This is a genomic window from Coleofasciculus sp. E2-BRE-01, from assembly GCF_040221695.1.
Classification (GTDB): domain Bacteria; phylum Cyanobacteriota; class Cyanobacteriia; order Cyanobacteriales; family Coleofasciculaceae; genus Coleofasciculus.
Genome location: NZ_JAVKEA010000127.1, coordinates 20,810 through 40,683 on the forward strand (window position 1 = coordinate 20,810; position 19,874 = coordinate 40,683).

Consider the following 19,874-nt stretch of genomic DNA (forward strand, 5'->3'; position numbering starts at 1 on the left):
AATGACAGCTAAAACAGGCTTAGAAACTGAAGACAGTGCGGATAGTACCGACAAACTGGGTATCGTTGTCATCATCATGTTCAGGATTGAAGATGACAAAAGCACCCGGAGTGATAGCGATATTGTCAGTGAGTTGATAGCGATAGAAGGCTTCTAGGTGATAAGAAGTGTCGTCATCTTCACGAGTAGCTATATCGTTGTCTGTGGTTTTGGGTGGCATCCCGAATATAAAACCAAGTTTATTACCCTCACCACCAACATCTAGGAGTGCTAAGTTGACAGCCCAGTTCCAAATATCGGCATCAGCATTTTCGTTAGCACCCGATTCAGCTTCAGCGTCTTGATATCCAACCCAACCGCCAACAGAAAACTTGCCAAATAGTGCGTTGGCTTGTATACCATAGGCATCAACCGAAGTCGCCGTATCGTCGTCACCAAAAGGATCAGAGGCAAAGCCACTTCCTGTGCTTCCTGTAACGTTAACCTCACCGCCATTGTAGTAGGAGTGCAGATAGGTTGCTGCTATGGAAATATTCTCAGTCGGTGTAAAGGCAACCTGACCTAGAGCAGCATAGTTGCCGTCAAACAGACCATTCTCGTCAGAAGGATTGCTGCCGCCCCCATCAACAACGTAACCAGCAGACAGTGACAAGGCGTCGCTCACGTTAAATGTTGCGGTTATTCCCGGACCACCCGTTTCAGCGCGATAGATGGGGTTGAAACGCCCAAAGCGTGAGATAGCACCACTACCACTACTAGCAAAGTAAGGATTGATCGGATCAATAACGGTATCCTGATACTCTACCCCAGTAGCATCTATTTGCACGGAAATTTTTTCACCGAAAGGAAAACGATACCACAGCTCATCAATTTCAACATCGTTACCGTTATCGCCATCAAACCCTAAGCGGGTCATGTTGGTACCCGTTAAATCCCCGCTAAATGAACTAATATTGCGGGCTTGCAAACGGGTTCTCAAACGGTCTCTTCCCGTAAAGCTGGTTTCCAAGTTCAAGCGTACTCGGTCAGCGAAGATGACATTAGTTTCATCGTCATCACCAACAGCTTCAGTGGAATCACCAAAGGTGTCAGCCAAGGCAAAGATGACTTCCCCTTTCAACTTAGTCGTCGTGGAGAATTGATTGTCTTCCAAGAACGCCACGCGCCCTTCGAGGTTATCCACCCGCGCACCCAGGGTTGCCAATTCTGCCTCAAACTCCTGAATTAACCGCCGTAAGGTTTCTAAATCGGGAATTTCGTCACCATTTACAAGCAAACGTTCAATTTGTTGTAAACAAGCATTCAAACCAGCGGCAAATTCGTAACGAGTTAAGGCGCGATTGCCTCGATAGGTACCATCTGGATATCCCGCAATACAGCCATAGCGTTCAACTAAGCTTCGCAGCGCTTCATACGCCCAGTCACCTGGCGAAACGTCTCGCAACTGACCCACGCTGGTTACTTGGTCAAGAGAGGTAGATCCTTCATTGCCATAGCGCTGGATTTGCTGCAAAACTTCCTGATTCGACTCAACTGAGGTATCTCCAGCCGCCGGAACGGGTTCAGGGAAGGTACTATCTGCCAGTTGAAATGCGGGACTAACGGTTACGCTGGGTTGAGGCGTATCCGTTGCTGGGATGGGTTCAGTCAGTGCTGCATCATCTAACGTGGGACTGATTGATGCTGTCGGTTCAGCGTCCAAATTTATCGCGGCTGTAGACAGATCAGCAGCCGTCTGATGGGAATTTGACTCAGCCGCCGATGCACCACTAGCGACGAATAAAGAGGCAAGTAACAGGACAGGACTTGCCTTTACCGTTTTCCAGAATAGAGTTGACATAATCATGAACAATCCTCACACCTACTTCCATGCCAAAACTGTAAACCAATTGGACTGAATGAGCAATAGCTTTTTTTCGTTTACTCAAAACATATCACTAATTTTACACTTTAACTGTTACACGTTTTTATCCTCTAAGAAATAGATTCTAAATCAAAGCTGTTGAGCTGGATACCACGAAAAGATTAGAATTATTTATCTGAATCAATTAATGTAGAAATGTGGAGATATAGCATATTACATCTCTATTAAGAGTATTTTATGCCATAGTAATCGGTTGGTTATCCAATCGCCGAATTGCGACGACGGCTGGCTTGGGTGGCTCGCTTGTACCTTTATGGGGCCAGTTAGACCCTAAAGGAACATAACGTTCTTGCCGGAATTCTTCCCCATCGAGGGTTTTTATCACAAATTCACGAGTTTCAGCCTGGTTATCCTTGCGGATACCGTATTTTTCCCCAGGGTGTTGTACGGCGAGGAATAGGGTTTTTTGATCAGGACTAAAAAAGGGTCCAGTGGTTTCACATTCCATCGGTCCAATGCCAAATAAGTAAGCATTTCCCGCCATTTGCCCAGAGGTGGGCATACACCAGATCGAATTGTTGCCAAAAATTCCCAGGATATCAGTTTGACTTATGGATTCACCTTGGTCATTGACCCGACTGGTTACGGGCTGATTGTGTTTGGAGGTAGATATATCCGTCACCATCCACACATTGCCATTGTTGTCAAATTCCAAATTATCGGGATTAGAAAATCCAGCGCCCCCTTCAGCGGGTTCGCCCCCCATGGCAAAGGAGTCCCAGCGAAATGTCATCGCGGCGGGATCATCTTGGTCTTCTACCAGACGCAGAATCCAGCCATATTCCCAGGGAGTTTCTCCTTGAGGTCCCTGGAAAACGCGCTTGTCGGGTCCGCCATCTCCCCCTGGACTCCCAGAGGTAAAGGCGATATACAGGGAACCATCCGCCGCCATATCTGTATCTTCAGGACGGGCGGTGGTGGTTGCACCAGCAGCATTAGCGGCAAAATGGGCGTCGATTAAAATTGCTCCCTGTTTTTCAATATCATTCCCTTGGTATAGATCCCCCAGTGTGGCAAACTGCTGTTTAAACGCTAAGGCTTCTGCATCGGTTGTCACCTCAACAATGCCTCCCTGGGGACGTTTGGGTAAGGGGACTAAGCTGCCTTCTACGGTACTGGGTAATACGGGGTTAACGGGGGTACTGGGTGTTAATGCCATCCAGCGTCCTGTCCCATCCGGTGCAAATACCGCCGCGTACAGCATTCCCTCGGTCATTAAACGGGAATTGGCTTTATCGGTTGGATCATTAACCGTGTTTTTGCTGACAAACTTATACAGATGACCCCCTCTGCGATCGCATCCCGAATATACCGCTAAGGGTTTCCCCGATACAACCTTAAACGCCACGGCTTCATGACGGAATCGACCTAGCCAAGTGTGCTTTGTGCCGTAATCATTGGCATTAGCCGGATCAACTTCTACCATCCACCCATATTTATTCCCAGCTAAGCCAAAAACATTACCTCGCCCATCGACAACGTAATCGTTAATAATAAACGGAAGCGCGGCGGGGTCAAAGGACGTACCATCAGCGTAAACGGGTTCTGGCACTTGGTCTTGAAAATTTTCCTCTGCACTGAATACCGTTCCCCAAGGGGTGGTTCCGCCAGCACAATTTTGGAATGTACCAATAATGCGATCGCCTAAGCCATCACTATACCCTTGTGCTTGAGTCTTGCGGAAAACCGCGACAGCAGGACCCGTTGCTTTAAGATAGCGATCGTCTGCTAATCCAGAGATTCCGGTAATCCGTCGATCCGCCGCAGAATTCGTCCGCATCCAGGTTCCATCAGCAGTTCGCCGAATTGAACTCACACCCAATCCCTGATCAATCAAGCCAGCTTGGGAAATCTGGCGAATTTTGGCTTTTAGCGGATCAGCATCGGGTAAAGCAAAGGCATTAATCTTACCATCACTCTTCGCCGCCACCGCTTTGACTTCCTCAAATGGTAATGATTCACCGATGACCTGAGAATAGGTTTGCATCCAGGTGCCACCGCTAATATATTCAAAATTAATGGTCAGGTATCCTTCATTTTGACCTGTTTCTATAAACGATAAATAATCATTGTTATAACCAAAGCGAGAATCCCCCACCGGATCTCCCCAAGCGCCGATAACATCGTAGGTAAAGCCTTCTGGTAATACTAAATCATCAACCACCTCATAGTGGCTGTAGGCTTCGATTTGTTTCGTTGAGTCTAGGCGATCGGTTTCTAACGGTAAGGGACTCTTGACGGGTTTAAAACTCAGATTATCTGTATTCGGGTTAATTTGGGGTAATGAACCAGAACCATTCTGAGCCGGAGTACGATAAGAACCCAGTGCTATCGTTCCTGCACTAGCTCCCAGAAATAGCAAAAAATCACGACGTTTGAGAGCCATAGCTCATCATTCCCCCTTTCAGATTTGGGTTTTATTAGAGGAATATCCTAGATGCAATGCAAGGATATCCTAAAGGGTGCAGGTTATAAAGGGGTAAAGTATTGGTAATCGTTTGGTTAAGCTGCTTTTAATGAACAAGGGCAGATTTTGTTGTTCCGTTATCGGTGAGGCAGGGCGGGTTTTGTTGTTTAGTTATTGGTGGGGTAGGGCGGGTTTTGTTGTTCAGTTATTGGTAAAAAGCTAGCGTTAGTTCCTAAACCCGCCCCTACAGTTCCTAAACCCGCCCCTACAGTTTCTAAACCTGCCCCTACAATCTTCTGCCTCCTGCCTTCTCTAGGAACGATGACCTGTAACAATATAGGTCACTCGTTGACCGATGTTGGTCGCATGATCAGCCATGCGCTCGATATGACGAATCGCCAAGACCAAGAGGACAATTGGCTCAACTACGCCTGGAATATCTCGCTGAAAGGCTAACGTGTGATACAGCTTGTCGTAAGCATTATCGACTTTATCATCTAATACTTTAACCGCTTGTCCAGCCGTCGCATCTAGATCCGCTAATGAGGCTAAACTTGATGCTAACATCGCTTGAGCATGGTGGGACATTTCTTCAATTTGGGGCATACACGGATGAGGTGGGTAAGCGAATAATTTGACTGAAATTTCCGTTAAATCTTCAGCATAATCACCAATCCGTTCCAAATCTCGGATTAACTGCATCAATGCACTCACCAGACGTAGATCTTGTGCCACTGGCGATTGAAGTGTGAGCAGAGAGGCACACTCTATTTCTATATGGCGGTAGTAGCGATCAATTCGTTTCTCAACGGAGGTAATTTCCTGGATTGCCTCCAGATTTTGGTAAAATAAAGCTTGATGACCAAGGCGGAATGAATTTTCCACCAATGCACCCATCCGCAGTACATCCTGCTCTAAGCGGTTAAGGGCGCGTTTAAAGTGATTGCGATCGCAAGGGCGGTTTGCAGAAGATAGACTCACCTCATTCTAGTTTGTGGCTGGATACCTCCTGCATACTGTGGTATGGGCTGGGAGGAAAGCCACACCTCCTAACTCAATTTACTGATACAAAGTGGTGGGTAGAAAGAAGTACAGTTAGTTTTTACCCAATTGCCTAATCGTTTTAGGCGTCTCCCCTGTACGGGGTACAGTTAGCCTCGTCCATACTTGGTATGGGCGGGTTAGTTGACTTGCCCTAGGACAAATTCAATTCTGTCTACTTCTATTGATAGCAGATCTAGGTTAAATTGGAGTAAAGTACCCTGCTGGCAAGGGGGGAAGTGTTGAGTGTCAACCTTTGCACCTCATCTGTTCACCTCTGCACCTCTGCTCCCTCAAGCCAATTCAAACTCCAAACTCCCTTGTCTCCCCTTCTACCATCTCATACACTTTACCTTGGAAGCCAATGCAAGCTGGTTGTGACCAGCCGCGATCAAAGGAAACGGTGAGCTTTTCATCAGTTAGTCGCAGTGATAGCCAATGCCCTCGGTAACGCAATCGCAGGCGTACATCATATAATTCGTTGGGCAGAGACGGATTTAACCACAAGACCTGATCGCGAATATCCAACCCAGTATAACACCGTTGCATCAGATCCACTGTTCCCGCCATCGCTCCTAAGTGGATACCTTCAGGCGTTGTACCTCCCTGAATGTCATCAATGTCGCTATGGAGAGCCTCTTTAAAGAATTTCCATGCTTTTTCTCGGTCAGATCGGGATAACACCCAGGAATGCACCATCCGGCTGAGCGTGGAACCGTGGGAGGTTCGCTGCATATAATAGTCGATATTGCGGGGGATAGTTTCAGCATCGAAGGGGTAGCCCATATATTCAAATAGATCCTGCAACGTCTCCGACGAGAACAGATAGAACAACATCAGTACATCCGCCTGCTTGCTGGCTTTGTAGCAGTTCGCATCCTCGTCTTCCGCCTCTAAGATTCGATCAAGGCGCTGGATATCACCGTATTTTTCCCGATAACCTTCCCAGTCAAACTCCTTGAGATTCTCATACCCCTCAAACTGGCTAATTATTCCTTCCTCATGGAACGGCACAAACATCTTACGACTAATCTCTTCCCAGCGAACCAGTTCTTCGTCCCCGATGCCCAGAACCTCGGTCAACTCTTCGCGGCGCTTTTCGTCGAGTAAGCTTAACACGCCACTGGCACAACGTAGTACCCATGCCGCCATCACGTTGGTGTAAGCATTGTTGTTGAGTCCCGGTGTATCGGTATCGGGATAATGGGTGTGGAATTCATCTGGACCCATAACGCTACGGATCTCATAGCGATCGCGCTCTGCGTTATATATCGTAATACTTGCCCAGAAACGAGCCAGTTCCAGCAAGAGTTCTGCGCCGTAATACGAGAGAAATTCTAGGTCATTCGTCGCTTGGTAGTACCGCCAAACGTTATACGCAATTGCCGCATTGACGTGTCGCTGAAAATTGGAGTTATCTGGAATCCAACGTCCAGAACGAGGATTCAGGTGCAATTCCTGGCTTTCCTCGCGTCCATCACTACCACTTTGCCAGGGAAACATTGCGCCCTTGTACCCGGCTGTACAGGCTAAATGCCGCGCTTCGGTGAGGCGGCGGTAACGGTACATGAGCAGAGAACGGGTCAATTCGGGGAGGCGCAGATTCAGGAAGGGAAAAATAAATAACTCATCCCAGAGGATATGTCCGCGATAAGCTTCCCCATGCCAACCTCGTGACGGTACGCCTACATCCCGATCAATGGTATTGGGCGAGGAGGATTGCAGCAGATGGAAGATATGTAACCGTAAAATAAACTGGGTTTTCACATCGCCGTTTTCCAGGTTAATATCCGCAATACTCCAGAGATGACGCCATTTCCGCTGGTGCGATCGCAATAAATCAGCAAAGCCTGACGCTCGGCGTACCGTCTTCCTAGCTTCTAGTCCAGGTTCGCTGATGGCAAAGTCCCTGGATGTATAAATCGCGACAATTTTCTCAACCCGCAGTTCCTTCTGTTGCTGACAGGGTACAACTAAGTGCTGGGCAATCCGTCCATTCTCATCCCGACGTTCTCGCTGAGTCGGCACCACCACATCGCCCTCGAAGACTTGGGTTCGCGCCGCTTGAGTCATGCGGATATGAGATTGATTGGTGCAAACACTTAGAAAGATCGCGTCTTCGCCTTCATAGCCAGTCTCCAGGATGTCCAAATGCTTACTATTAAGCTGTCGATAACGCTCAACATTCTGATTGGATACAGTCCCATCGAGTGCCGAACGAATCTCGATTTCTCCTGACCAATTATGGGCAATTAGCCGCCATTCAATCGCGGCTAAATGGGGGTTTTCTTGATGCACAATCCGGCGGCTGGTGAGGGTAAATTCGCGCTCGTTGGCGTCGCGGAACCGCACTTTTCGTTCCAACACGCCACTCTTTACATCTAAACGATAGGAAAAATCCAGTACGTCAACGGCATCAATATCGAACCAGTCACCATCTTTGGGGCGAAAGTTCAGGGGAAGCCAATTGGGAAAATTGACCAGATCTTCGCTTTCCAGGACACGACCCGCTATATTGGTTTCCAGCCGATTATACCCCCCAGCTAAGTAAGTACCGGGATAATGGGGACCTCCGGCATTCACCTCCTCGAAAGCGCCGCGTGTGGCAATGTAGCCATTCCCCAAGGTACAAAGCGCTTCTCGTAATCCCTGTTGTTCGGGTTTCCAGTTGGGATAGATTAGTTGCCAATCGTGCGTTTGTCGTTCAGCCACGATTCAAATTCCTTTCGTTGAGTGTCTTCAATAATGCTTGAAAAAACTGCTTCACCTCGTCGGGGTTTTGCAGATAATAGTTAGCCTGGGTGGGTTCGTCTGGCATACCCACGCGAATGCCAATCCCGCGATCGCGTAATGCTTGGAAGGCGTCTTCATCGGTGGTATCGTCGCCTAAATACATCGGCAGCACATCTGGGGTATTGATGTCAAGTTTATCCAGCAACCAACAGATAGCACGCCCTTTATCCCAGGGTACGTCTGGCTGTAGTTCAAATATCTTTTTGCCACTGCTTTGGCGTAGCTGTGGATGGTTTTGAACCACCTGATCAACAATGGCTTGAATCGGTTCTATATCTGACTCAGCCACTTCTCGATAATGAAGTGCGATTGCAAACCGTTTCCGTTCCACCTTTGCCCCAGGAATGGGTTTAAGTTGTTCCCGTAGCTGGTTTTCCGCCTCATCTAATTCCGGGAGGCTGGCTTGGGCTTGCTGTTGCTGCATTTGGATACCACCGCCTGCTACATCAAAGCCGTGGCTACCTGCATAGTAGAGTTTATCGATACCCACCATGTTCTGCACATCCGCCAAATCCCGTCCACTGATTACCGCCACAATTACCTGATCGGATAACTGTAGCAGTAGCGATCGCATTTCCTGAGACAGGGTAGCGGCTTCAGGACGTTGTACAATCGGCGTCAGCGTACCATCATAATCGGTAAATAAGGCTAATTGGCGATCGCGCAGCCGAGTTTCAATTGAGTTAATTTGTTCTAGGGCTGAGGGTAGGGATTGAGGGGTTTTCTCTGGCTTAACCGAGATATCGCGTAAATCGCGAACCACGACATCCGCACCATGTTGGCGTAAAGCGTCACCACCGCTATCGCGTACCACACCCACGACTAAACCAAAATGTCCCGCCTTTGCTGCTTTCACACCAGATATCGCATCTTCGACTGCGATCGCATTTTCCGGTTCCACAGCAAGTTCACGGGCGGCTTGTAAAAAGATATCGGGTGCAGGTTTACCGTTGAGGTTCAGTTGTGCAGAATCAACGCCATCAACTTTTGTATCGAACAGATGCGTCAGCCCCGCCTTATCCAAAATCGCTTTACAGTTGCGACTGGAAGAGACAACCGCCGTTTTCACGCCCTGGTTTCGCCAGTGATGAATCTGCTCTACTGTATCAGAATAGGTTTCCACGCCTTCCTGTTGCATGACATCCAGAAAAAGCTGATTTTTGCGATTCCCCAGCCCACAGATGGTTTCCTGATCACTGGAATCATCAGGATTTCCTTGGGGTAATTCAATCCCACGGGAGGCTAAGAAGCTTTTTACCCCGTCATAACGCGGCTTCCCATCCACGTACTCGTGGTAATCCGCATCAATATCAAAGGGCGTATAATCATCTCCCTGGCGTTGGGAACGTTGGTGCAGATAATCATCAAACATCTGCTTCCAAGCTTTAGCGTGTAAACGCGCCGTCTGGGTAATGACGCCATCGAGATCTAAAATGACCGCTTTATACTGGTTTTCGCTCATAACTTAGCTGATAGTCGTTCACCACTTGGCGCGATACCTCCGGAATAGTTTCGGACGATTGCACGACCAAAAGATCAAGGAGTAATCCTTATCTGTTGGTTAGTGTACTGGGGGATTAAATGGTATCGCCTCAGTCTTTAGAGGAATTTGCGCTGTCGGGACGTATTACCATGAGTTGACACAAAAATCCTGTATCTTGGTTCAGATTTTACTCTAATCGCCAACAGGTCAAAAAGCTTACTGGCTTCTCTGTTTAGATCTTTGTTAACCAAGCGTTAGATCTTTCTTAAACATTGTGCGATCGCGTCACCCAATGTAGGGCAAAAGGCAGAAGGTTAATAGCCGCCATGTAGGGGCGACCCGCTGGTATAAATGAACAACTCTATCCACTCAATTGGGTCGGGTCGCCCTGTTCTCACCTGTTGGTATCAGAACCTGATTTCTTAGGATTAAACGGGTTGACAAAAAAACTATTTCTATAATTCAACAAACAGTATAATCGGAGAAGGTTTGCGCCTATAGACTCTGGTTAATTCAATTGCCTGCCTTCCCTGGCAGAAAATTCTTGAATATTCCCTTCATCCTGTTAATTTGCCTGCTCGCCGCCATGTAGGGGCGACCCGCTTGCATCAATGAACAACGCTATCCACTCAATTCGGTCGGGTCGCCCTGTCCTCACCTGTTGGTATCAGAACCTAATTTCTTAGGATGAAACAGGTTGACAAAAAAACAGTTTCCATGATTCAATAAACAGTATAATCGGAGAAGTTGTGCGCCTATAGACTCTGGTTGATTCGATTGCCTGCCTTACTTAACAAAATTCCAAACGGTATCTCTTCATCAGCCAAATAATAGTATCCGAATAGCCTACAGCGTCTAGATATTTTGTGCGCGGCTGAGTCAAAGGACAAAAAAAGAGTATCGTTTCCCCACGGAAGCCGAATGGGAATATGCCTGTCGTGCTGGAACTACGACTCCTTTTCATTTTGGCAAGATTATTACCACTGACTATGTGAACTATAACGGCAACTATACTTATGGCGAGAGTCCCAAAGGAGAATATCGAGGACAAACCACACCAGTTGGATATTTTCAGGTTGCCAATGCTTTCGGACTCTACGATATGCACGGAAATGTATACGAGTGGTGCGAAGATGACTATCACGATAGTTATAAAAGTGCGCCAACAGATGGCAGTGCTTGGTTGAGTGATAAAAACACTACAAGAATACTGCGCGGCGGTAGTTGGGACTTCTACCCAAATAACTGCCGTTGTGCCTACCGTTACTATGACTTCCCCGGCTTCAGTAGCTTCTCTTTCGGGTTGCGTGTGGTGAGTGTCGCACCCAGGATTATTCCGTAGCCTTTTCTCTTTTACCTTCTTCCCCTCTTAACTTTTTTGGCTTCAAAGCCGTAATTTTGTATGATATGGAAGTCCATTTAGTAATAGCATTTAGCGGCAGATAAGTAATCAAAATTAAAATCTATCATGTCAAGCGATCGCGAGTAACTTTTCGTCCGAATCTGGAGAGATGCTTCGTTTCGTTCCTCCGCTTCGCTCTCCAATGACATGATAGAACGCAACTTGGTATGAGTCGTCTTTAGACGACTTGAGCTTTTAGCCAAGAACTTGAGTTCTTGGCTGGTTGGCTGGTGTTAGGGCTTACTGAAAACGGGTTCAAAGACTTACTTTAGCGTAAAGAAAATAAATTTATTTCATGATTTTATCTCGACTTACAAATCTCGCATTTGTTGCTCCACACTCATCGCAATTTGCAGCGCTTCATCGAGCAAATAACCATACTGATCCGTTGGCGGATTAAGTTCTCCCGCAACCAAACTGGTTAAATTATTCTCTAATGTAACCATCAATTCATCCGGTCGTGCCATCACCCCTTGTTTCGTGCGAATAATTTCTATCTTAATTGCTTGCAGTAAACTGTTTTTAGTTACCCGTAAAGCCCTCAATACCTTTTCACCTTCTAACGAGTTATCCCCTTGCAGATTATTTCCAGTCCGACTCAGTTGATTCAGCATGGCTAGGGATTTAACTACACGATTGTACTTATCCACTTGCCGTAACAACTTAGCTACAGATTTCCAGCGTTTTGCCTGATTCACAAGCCAAATATTTCCCAATGCCAAAATTAAGACTGATCCCGCCAAAAATAATAGAAATAAATTGGCAATGTCCGCCCCATCACTTGGTAAATTCTCCGATCGCTTCACCGCCAGAAACCCCACAGGCATAACAAAAATCAGAATTAGACCTAAACTAAAGACCTCAATAAACAGGAGCGATCGCAGATGTTGCGGATTTCGCCAAAATACCCCACGGTAAACCGTTGTCACCAGTCCCGCACTTAGATCTAAACCCCCGCTTTGCTCTAATTCCGCTGGAGTAATCGGCAATTCTGCTACATCATTTAGCATGAACGTATCTCCTGGACGATGAAATTATTTGGTTTAGTTTAATCCTAGAGCGTGAGTAAGAGTTTTCCAAATATGCACATAGAAATTACTCTCTAAGGGACGAAACAGCGCAAAGTCTTTTCCTGGATTACCAAAAAAGGGTCGCAGTGACCAACCCAACTGACTGCCAACAAAACCGTATAGAAATAACCAAGCTTGCACAACCTTCAAATTACGGGATTTATCCGTATCTTGAGAATGAGAATGCAGTAATTTCATGCTTTGGTAGAAAAATTGGACACCGATCACGCCAGTTAAGGCAAAAATGACCACATTGAGTAACTTAAAGAAATTGTAATCATTCACCGAGAGCAGGAAAAACAAGACCACGGGAACAAACGCCAAAAGCATGACACTGATCACTGACGTGGTGGCTAAAAGCAACACCAAATATTGGCGAAAGTTGCGCTGTGAACCCGTCACCACCTCGAAAATATATAAACTGGGCAGACAAACCAGCAGTGTGATTAAATAAAGACCCGGCAACTTAATCGCTGAACTAATCGCCTGAAGCCAATGACTCGACGCCCCAATCACCAAGCCGTACAACGCCAGAAAGGAGGCACTACACACTAACAATGAAACAATTTTACGGTCGAGTCCGATGTCCTTCTCAACCTCGGTTAAAAATGCCTTGCGATCGCGTAAAAAAGACATCAAACTGGAAAAGTGATTCATCCTGTCCTCCGGGTATACAAGTCGAATCTCTACATTCCTCGACTATAGCAGGAGCGCAGGGAGAGCGAGTTTTGCGGACAAGTGGGTCACACAAACTCGCCTCTACAGCTATGGGTCAATAACATCCCCACCGTTCTCAGCTACTGCTGGGAAAATGTACGACAATGATAGACGTGTCTTGCTGCGTCCGTGCGATCGCCTCCGGTTCTCCCCCCAATGTAGGAATCGCCAAAAGGTAGCTGGGATGGGTACTTGCCGTCAAAATCAGTAAATCATGACGTTGCACCATCCGCGACACATTCTGTACAAAATTCCCCCGCACTTGCACCAACTCACTTGTATTTGCCAACCCCCACTCCCTTGGCTGACAGGCAAACTCCCCGACTCCCGTCACCACAATCACCAATCGAAACGTGGCTTTCAACGCCCCTGCTAAGGTTTGCGCTAACATCACCGTCGGTTTAAAGGTTACCGATACCGTCTCCTGATCCGTCGCCGCCAACACCACTCGTGCAGTATTCTCAATTGGCTGCGAGAATCGGGCAATTAATACCGGAACCTGAGAGCGCCAGATAACATTATCAATCACACTGCCAAAAAAGCTCTCACGAGTCGTGGAATACCCCTTCCAGCCGCAAATAATCAACGTCGCCTCTCGTTCGGCTGCGGTGCGGGTAATCCCTCGGTCAATCGTATCATCTACCCGCCCAATCGGTTCTACTTTGGTTACGGCTGCATGGGCGATGCGTTCCGCCGCCGCTAAAAGCTGGGTTTGTAGCATTTTCGCCTCTGGGGAAATGAGTCCGGTTTTATCCGATAAAACATGCAGCGGAAGTAAGGTTCCCTTGGCTGTTTTTGCCAAAATTAATGCCAATTGTAATAAATTATCTTCCGTCTTGGGATTCGCCACTGGAACTAACACCCGCTTTGCCAACGATGGCGGTTTTCCTTGATTTCCTCCCTCCTGTTGTCCGTGAGGTTTCACCTGTTTTCCCCAGCGTTCGGTAATCCAAGGCGAGGCGACACAGGTGACTAAAATCATGGCAATTATTCCATTTACGGTTAACTGATCTACCAGTTTAATTTCGTAGGCTACTGTAATCGCTGCCAAGGTAGACGCCGCCTGTGCCATGGACAACCCAAACATGACCATAATACTAGAAAATTGAAACCCAAACAGCTTTCCCGGTATCCAAGCCGCGCCAAACTTACTCACCATTTCCGCGCCAATCATCACTAACGCCACCAAGATTGATTTCGGCTGCTTGACTAAAATTAACGGGTCAATTAACATCCCCACAGAAATCAAAAAGAATGGCACAAATAAGGTATTGCCAATAAACTGAATCCGATTCATTAACGGACTCAATTGAGGAATAATTTGGGTAATCGCAATTCCGGCTAAAAATGCGCCAATAATCGGTTCAATTTCAATTAATCCCGCCGCGTAAGACACGACAAACAATGTGGCGAGGACAAAAATAAACTCTGCTCCTTCATCATGTCCAAATTGGCGAAAGAACCAGCGCCCTAGTTTGGGTACGCCCCATAATGTTGCTACTGTATAGATAGTGAGAGCGGGAATCAGAAATAACCAGAATCCTAGGGTCAGATTTCCGCCATCGGCTTTCACGACTACTGCCAGAACTAAGAGTCCCAAAACATTGGTAATTAATGTTCCTCCCAACGTCGTGGTTACGGTTTGTGTTCGCATTAATCCCAACTTGGTAAGGATAGGTAATGCCAAAAGTGTATGGGTGGCAAAACAGGACGCGACTAGAATGGAGGCTAGCCAACTATATCCCAGGAGTAACATTGCCACCGTACCCAGAATCATGGGTAAAGAGAATGTGGCTAACCCAAAAATTGCGGCTTTATCTGCGTTATATTTTAGGTCATCCAGGCTGGTTTCGAGTCCCGCCATGAACATTAAAAACAAGAGTCCCACCGTTCCCAAGAGGATGATGGTACTATCCCGTTCTAATAACCCTAAGACATTGGGTCCAACTATCACACCCGCTAGAATTAAGCCGACAATACCCGGAAGTCGCAACCGTTCAAACAAGAGTGGCGCGACTAACATAATTGCCAAAATGGTTAAGAAGACGGCAACAGGGTCTGTAATTGGACTCGGGAATAAAGCAACCGCCGTTAAGGTAGGATACATCATAGAGGAGGATGTTTTAAGGGTGTAGAGCGGGTTTAACAACATTGGTGTCAACTTAAGCTGAAAAAGAAAGCCATACCTTGAGCAAGAACCATCCCTAACCCTCCCCAAATCAACCCCACCCTAACCCTCCCCTTATAAAGGGGAGGGAACCGGGAGGGAAACGGTAGAGGGAACCGGGAAGGAACTCGAATAGCTTTGGTTTCCCCCTTTTTAGTATCCCTGATGTCCCTAAACCTGCCTTAACTGAATTATGAATGATTCTTGATAAAATGGGTTAGGTGACGAATAACATCGCTGGCTGCTTAACAAAGGACAAATGACTAATGACTAAGGACTGTTGACCAAGGATAATTACTATGGCATATAGTGACTTCAAAACTTTGGCTCACATTAGAGAATCCTTTGGGTTAAGTCTGGAAGAACCGGATGACTTATTTGCGGGCATCCCCGAACTGCTGCCCAGTGAGTATCTGCATAAGACGTTAACGGAAAATGTTTCGCTGGCGACGGCTATCAATACCGAAAAGGCACGGGCTGAGTTAATTATTACTCCTGTGCTTTTGGAGGTGCGGCGACACTTTGGGTTTAAAATTGGCTTTTTCTCGGGGTCGGAGTTCAATGTGGCTCCTAGCGCGGGTTTGAATGGATATTGTGATTATATTCTGACGGCTTCCCCAGACTCTTATGAAATTCGGACTCCTGTGCTTACTCTGGTTGAAGCTAAGAATGAAAATATTAAGTCGCGTTTGGCGCAGTGTATTGCTGAAATGCTTGCGGCTCAACTGTTTAATCAAAGCAACGAGGAACCGAGGGAGAGTATTTATGGGGCGGTAACTACGGGAACGGAGTGGAAATTTCTGGAGTTACGCGATAAGACTGTTTTTATTGATAAACGTGACTATTTTATTAATGAGGTGAGCCGGATTTTGGGTGTTTTAGCTATGCCGTTTCAGGCTAGTCCAGTCAACCTAGGTTTTGATACAGGAAATTGAGTATAGCACTAGGCGCATACGTTGGGACATTCCCCTATTGCCTATTGCCTATTCCCTATTGCCTTTTCACCTAATTTTATTGTCCTAACCTCAATGCGTAGTGCTATAAAGGGCAACTCGAACGGGAGTATGTCAACGCAAGTAGGTTGGGTTCTGAGAATGTAGGCTCTCGCTTTCTCGTACTCGCCTTTGGCGTTCCCGAAGGGTAGAGTAATCCAACGCCATCGCGCTTCGTGAATATTACGTGTAAATATGACTATAGGTGACTTTATCTAAACGAATGGTTCAATCCACTCTTTATGTCAATCCAACCACAGGTCAGGATAGGAATACCGGCTCTGCAGATGATCCCTTCCGTACCTTAACCCACGCGATCGGACAAGCTACGGCTGATACCACGATTTACCTGGCATCGGGGATGTACAATGCAGCTAACGGGGAGCGATTCCCGATTGTGATTCCCTCTGGGATGATTGTCATCGGCGATGAATCCAGTAAAGGTAAGGATATTATCCTGGTGGGTAGTGGTGATTATAATAGCCCCAGTTTTGGCAGTCAATCGATTACCGTTAGAGCCGATTCTCAAGCGGAATTGCGCGGGGTGACGGTGACGAATCCTGTGGCGAAGGGAACTGGGATTTGGATTGAATCCAGCGCCCCGATTATTGCGAATTCTACTCTAACTCGTTGCGGTCGGGAGGGGATTTTTGTCACGGGGACGGCAAAACCGCTGATTATGGATAATGAATTGAGTGACAATGCCTCTAGTGGACTCTTCCTGGTGCGAAATGCCAAAGGGGAACTGCGGCGCAATCGCTGTCAACGGACGGGGTATGGTATTGCCCTGAGTGATAATGCGGCTCCCTTAATTGCTGATAATACGTTAATCAATAATAAGGCGGGAATTGTTCTCTCTCGCCAAGCTAAACCCGTTCTGCGCCGGAATCGGATTGAAAATAATACCAATGGCGGGCTAATTGTCAATGGGTCTGCCCAACCGAATTTAGGCAGTCGTCAAGACCCAGCCGGGAATATCTTACAAGATAATGGTGATGTTGATTTACAAAATAGTACGTCATTGACCTTAGTTTCGGTGGGCAACTTGTTAAATCCTGCCCGTATTTCTGGTGCAGTTACCTTGAGTGCAGCAGAGGTTCCCGCATCAGCACTGGGTCCAACTCAGTTTAGTGATTTGGGCAATCATTGGGCAAGTCGGTTTATTCAGGAATTAGTCAAACGGGAGTTAATTAGTGGCTTTCCCGATGGCACCTTTAAGCCGGAAGCGAATATTACCCGTGCCCAGTATGCGGCGATTATTGCCCAAACGTTTAACTTACCGCGCCAGGTGGGGGCGACATCGGGTTCATTTCGCGATGTGGCGGATAACTTTTGGGCGGCGGCGGCGATTCGGAAGGCGGCGAGTATGGGGTTTATTTCGGGATTTCCGGATGGCACATTTCGCCCCCAACAAAATCTGACCCGAACCCAGGCGCTGGTTTCGGTGGTGAATGGGTTGGGATTAGGGAGTGGGAATGGCAACCTACTTTTGTTTTACCGCGATCGCGCTCAAATTCCTAGTTATGCGACAGACATCATTGCGACGGCGACACAACGACAATTGGTGGTGAATTATCCCCGCCCTCAAGAACTAGCCCCTATGCAAGCGATTAGCCGCGCTGAAGTCGCTGCCTTAATTTACCAGGCGTTAGTCTCAACTGGCGAAGCCTCGGCTATCTCATCTCCTTATATTGTTAACCCGGAGGGGTATGTTCCCTCGTTTACTGATATTCAAAATCATTGGGCGGCTGATTTTATTCGCCCTCTCGCCGGATTAAATTTGATTAGCGGCTTTGCTGATGGTAGCTTTAAACCGGATGCGCCCTTAAATCGGGCGCAATATGCGGCGTTAGTGGTGAAAGTCTTTAACCCCACACCCATCCGCCCCGCCACTCAATTTAGCGACGTTTCCGCCAACTTCTGGGCGTCAGCCGTGATTAGTCAAGCCTATCGCGGCGGCTTCCTCTCCGGCTTCCCCGACCAAACCTTTCACCCCCAACAAAGTTTACGACGGGTGGAGTTGATTGTCTCCTTAGTCCAGGGGCTTTCTTTACCGGAGGCAGAGGGAAACGACTTGGAAATTTACCAAGATCGAGATAATATTCCCATTTACGCCCAATCTGCTGTAGCGGCGGCTACTCAAGCCGGGATTATCGTCAATTATCCCAAACCCACCTGGTTAAACCCGAAAAAAGCCGCTACCCGCGCCGATGCCACGGCGTTTCTGTATCAAGCCTTAGTGCAACAAGGGCGTGTCAATGCTATCAATTCCCCGTATATTGTTCAAGAATGAGGGAGATGGGGGAGATGGGGGAGATGGGGGAGATGGGGGAGCAAATAACAAATGACAAATGACAAATGACGAATGAGATAGATTCAGCTATTTTTTATGCCGTGGAGTTACTCAGTCACTATGGATTTGAACTGAGGGGATATTCTGCGGCAGAATTAGTTGAGTTTTGGTTTGAAGACTATCCCGCCCAGTGGATTCGTTTGGCGGTGATTGAAGCCTTGTATCAGGGACGGTATAAGGCGATTTCGGTTGAACAAATTTTAGCCGTCTGGGGGCGACGAGAACAGCCTATCTATCGCTTTAATCATGAGTTTGAACGGTTGATTTGTCGCAAACTACCGCAAGATTTGAACGCCCCCGTTGATACAACATCCGAATCGATGTTCTTAATGGGGAGTTTCCCGAATATGTTTGAATCAAGTTCTACGGTTGCGGTGGCGGAGTCAGAGGAATTTGTTGTCACTGAATCGGCAACAGAATCTGTTGAAGCATCACCGCAAATGCCCGCCCAGCCTGAACCAGAAACAGAACGGGTTAGAGAGCGCGATCGCACACCTCCAGACCTACTTTCTCCTAATCCTACCAGTCTTCCTGATCCAGTGGATGGGTCTCGTCGCGAAACTAACCACCACCCCATTGATCAATTTACGCCACCGCCCGATGATTCGGACTTTTATCTGAAACTCAAACAAGTCGCCCAACCGTTAGAGTGTCAATCCAGTTATAAGTCATAACCAGGGAACACCTCGGCTTCGCTCGGTGTGTAACGGGGAACAGTCAGGACTTGCGGCTTGTTAAAATTTATTAAGCTGTTCGGCATTTAAATAGGGTATAATCAAAATAGAAAATCCGAAAAACGAAAAAAATATGCCAGCCAAAAATTATTTGAAACCTGAGCAAAAAGAAAAATTACAAGTTGCTCTAAAAACCGAGAATAATGCAGATATTAGAGAAAGAATTCTAATGCTATTATTGCTGAATGATGGCAAGACACAACAAGAAATCGCGGAGTTTATTGGTTGCTCACAAAATAAGGTATGCTATTAGTGCGTTCATGGAGACCCAGATAACTTGGAAAGTCTCAGAGATAGAAGAATGTCAGGGAACCATCAAAAAGCCACAGATAAATATATTGATATTTTACTGGAAACAATCGAAAAAAGTCCCGAAGAGTTCGGATACGAATTTGGTCGATGGACAACCCAAAGATTGGCTAAATATTTAGAAGAAAAAACAGGAATTCAGTTAAGTGGCTCACAGGTTCGGAGGATATTAGAGAGAAACAAAGTACGCTTACCTTTGGACAAAATATAGCTTGGAAGCAAAAAGAGACTCCCAAAAAAGAGAAGCATTTAAAGAAAAGATAGAAGCATATTTGAAAATAGAAAAAGAGAGTCCGGAGCGTCTCCAGGTATGGTTTTGGGATGAAAGTGGATTTAGTTTAAGGGTAATTAGAAGAAAGGATTGGTGTAAAAAAGGGAAACGAAAACGAATTAGAGGAGACCGAAGAAAGGGAAGAGTCAATGTCATGGGCTGTATGCGTCATTCAGATAAGAAGAGATTTGTCGAATTTCTAGATACAAGC

General features: G+C 46.8%; 12 protein-coding genes and 1 pseudogene. 5 read left to right on the forward strand and 8 right to left on the reverse strand.

Translation table 11 applies throughout. From position 1 onward, the window contains the following. Positions 1 to 19: 19 nt before the first annotated feature. From RIG66_RS15280 to otsB, 5 genes are all read right to left on the reverse strand, one after another. Complete coding sequence (locus RIG66_RS15280) at positions 20 to 1,846, reverse strand: iron uptake porin (protein WP_446379402.1); 1,827 nt, start codon at positions 1,844 to 1,846, stop codon at positions 20 to 22. 253 nt (positions 1,847 to 2,099) lie between these two features. Beyond that, positions 2,100 to 4,310 (reverse strand): PhoX family protein, encoded by a 2,211-nt coding sequence (locus tag RIG66_RS15285; protein ID WP_446379404.1) that lies wholly within the window; start codon positions 4,308 to 4,310, stop codon positions 2,100 to 2,102. A 333-nt stretch (positions 4,311 to 4,643) separates the two neighbouring features. After that, positions 4,644 to 5,312: a phosphate signaling complex protein PhoU gene (phoU, locus tag RIG66_RS15290; RefSeq protein ID WP_446379406.1), complete on the reverse strand. Its 669-nt coding sequence runs from the start codon at positions 5,310 to 5,312 to the stop codon at positions 4,644 to 4,646. A gap of 363 nt (positions 5,313 to 5,675) precedes the next feature. Then, positions 5,676 to 8,084 (reverse strand): glycoside hydrolase family 65 protein, encoded by a 2,409-nt coding sequence (locus RIG66_RS15295; RefSeq protein ID WP_446379408.1) that lies wholly within the window; start codon positions 8,082 to 8,084, stop codon positions 5,676 to 5,678. Further along, a complete protein-coding gene (gene otsB, locus RIG66_RS15300; protein WP_446379410.1) occupies positions 8,077 to 9,627 on the reverse strand; it encodes a trehalose-phosphatase in 1,551 nt (516 codons plus the stop codon). The genes RIG66_RS15295 and otsB overlap by 8 nt, the downstream gene beginning before the upstream one ends. Positions 9,628 to 10,522: 895 nt before the next feature. On the opposite strand from otsB, the gene RIG66_RS15305 reads away from it, so the two are divergent. After that, positions 10,523 to 10,990 carry a formylglycine-generating enzyme family protein gene (locus RIG66_RS15305; RefSeq protein WP_446379422.1) on the forward strand — a complete coding sequence of 156 codons (468 nt, stop codon included), beginning with the start codon at positions 10,523 to 10,525 and terminating at the stop codon, positions 10,988 to 10,990. A 371-nt stretch (positions 10,991 to 11,361) separates the two neighbouring features. Here the strand turns inward: RIG66_RS15305 and RIG66_RS15310 are convergent, their stop codons facing one another. The 3 genes from RIG66_RS15310 to RIG66_RS15320 all read right to left on the reverse strand — a co-directional run bounded on the left by RIG66_RS15310 (position 11,362) and on the right by RIG66_RS15320 (position 14,944). Beyond that, positions 11,362 to 12,060 carry a hypothetical protein gene (locus RIG66_RS15310; RefSeq protein ID WP_446379412.1) on the reverse strand — a complete coding sequence of 233 codons (699 nt, stop codon included), beginning with the start codon at positions 12,058 to 12,060 and terminating at the stop codon, positions 11,362 to 11,364. 33 nt (positions 12,061 to 12,093) lie between these two features. Further along, complete coding sequence (locus RIG66_RS15315; protein WP_446379414.1) at positions 12,094 to 12,777, reverse strand: actin-binding WH2 domain-containing protein; 684 nt, start codon at positions 12,775 to 12,777, stop codon at positions 12,094 to 12,096. Between the two features lie 136 nt (positions 12,778 to 12,913). Next, positions 12,914 to 14,944 (reverse strand): cation:proton antiporter domain-containing protein, encoded by a 2,031-nt coding sequence (locus tag RIG66_RS15320; protein WP_446379424.1) that lies wholly within the window; start codon positions 14,942 to 14,944, stop codon positions 12,914 to 12,916. A 359-nt stretch (positions 14,945 to 15,303) separates the two neighbouring features. Here RIG66_RS15320 and RIG66_RS15325 point away from each other — a divergent pair, with 359 nt between their 5' ends. The 4 genes and pseudogenes from RIG66_RS15325 to RIG66_RS15340 form a co-directional block, all read left to right on the forward strand. Beyond that, a complete protein-coding gene (locus RIG66_RS15325; protein WP_446379416.1) occupies positions 15,304 to 15,939 on the forward strand; it encodes a hypothetical protein in 636 nt (211 codons plus the stop codon). Between the two features lie 280 nt (positions 15,940 to 16,219). After that, entirely contained in the window at positions 16,220 to 18,289 is a 2,070-nt protein-coding gene (locus RIG66_RS15330) for an S-layer homology domain-containing protein (protein WP_446379418.1), read from the forward strand. Between the two features lie 65 nt (positions 18,290 to 18,354). Further along, a complete protein-coding gene (locus RIG66_RS15335; protein WP_446379420.1) occupies positions 18,355 to 19,023 on the forward strand; it encodes a hypothetical protein in 669 nt (222 codons plus the stop codon). Positions 19,024 to 19,156: 133 nt separating this feature from the next. Continuing rightward, positions 19,157 to 19,874: pseudogene (locus RIG66_RS15340) on the forward strand (IS630 family transposase); the annotation flags it as partial.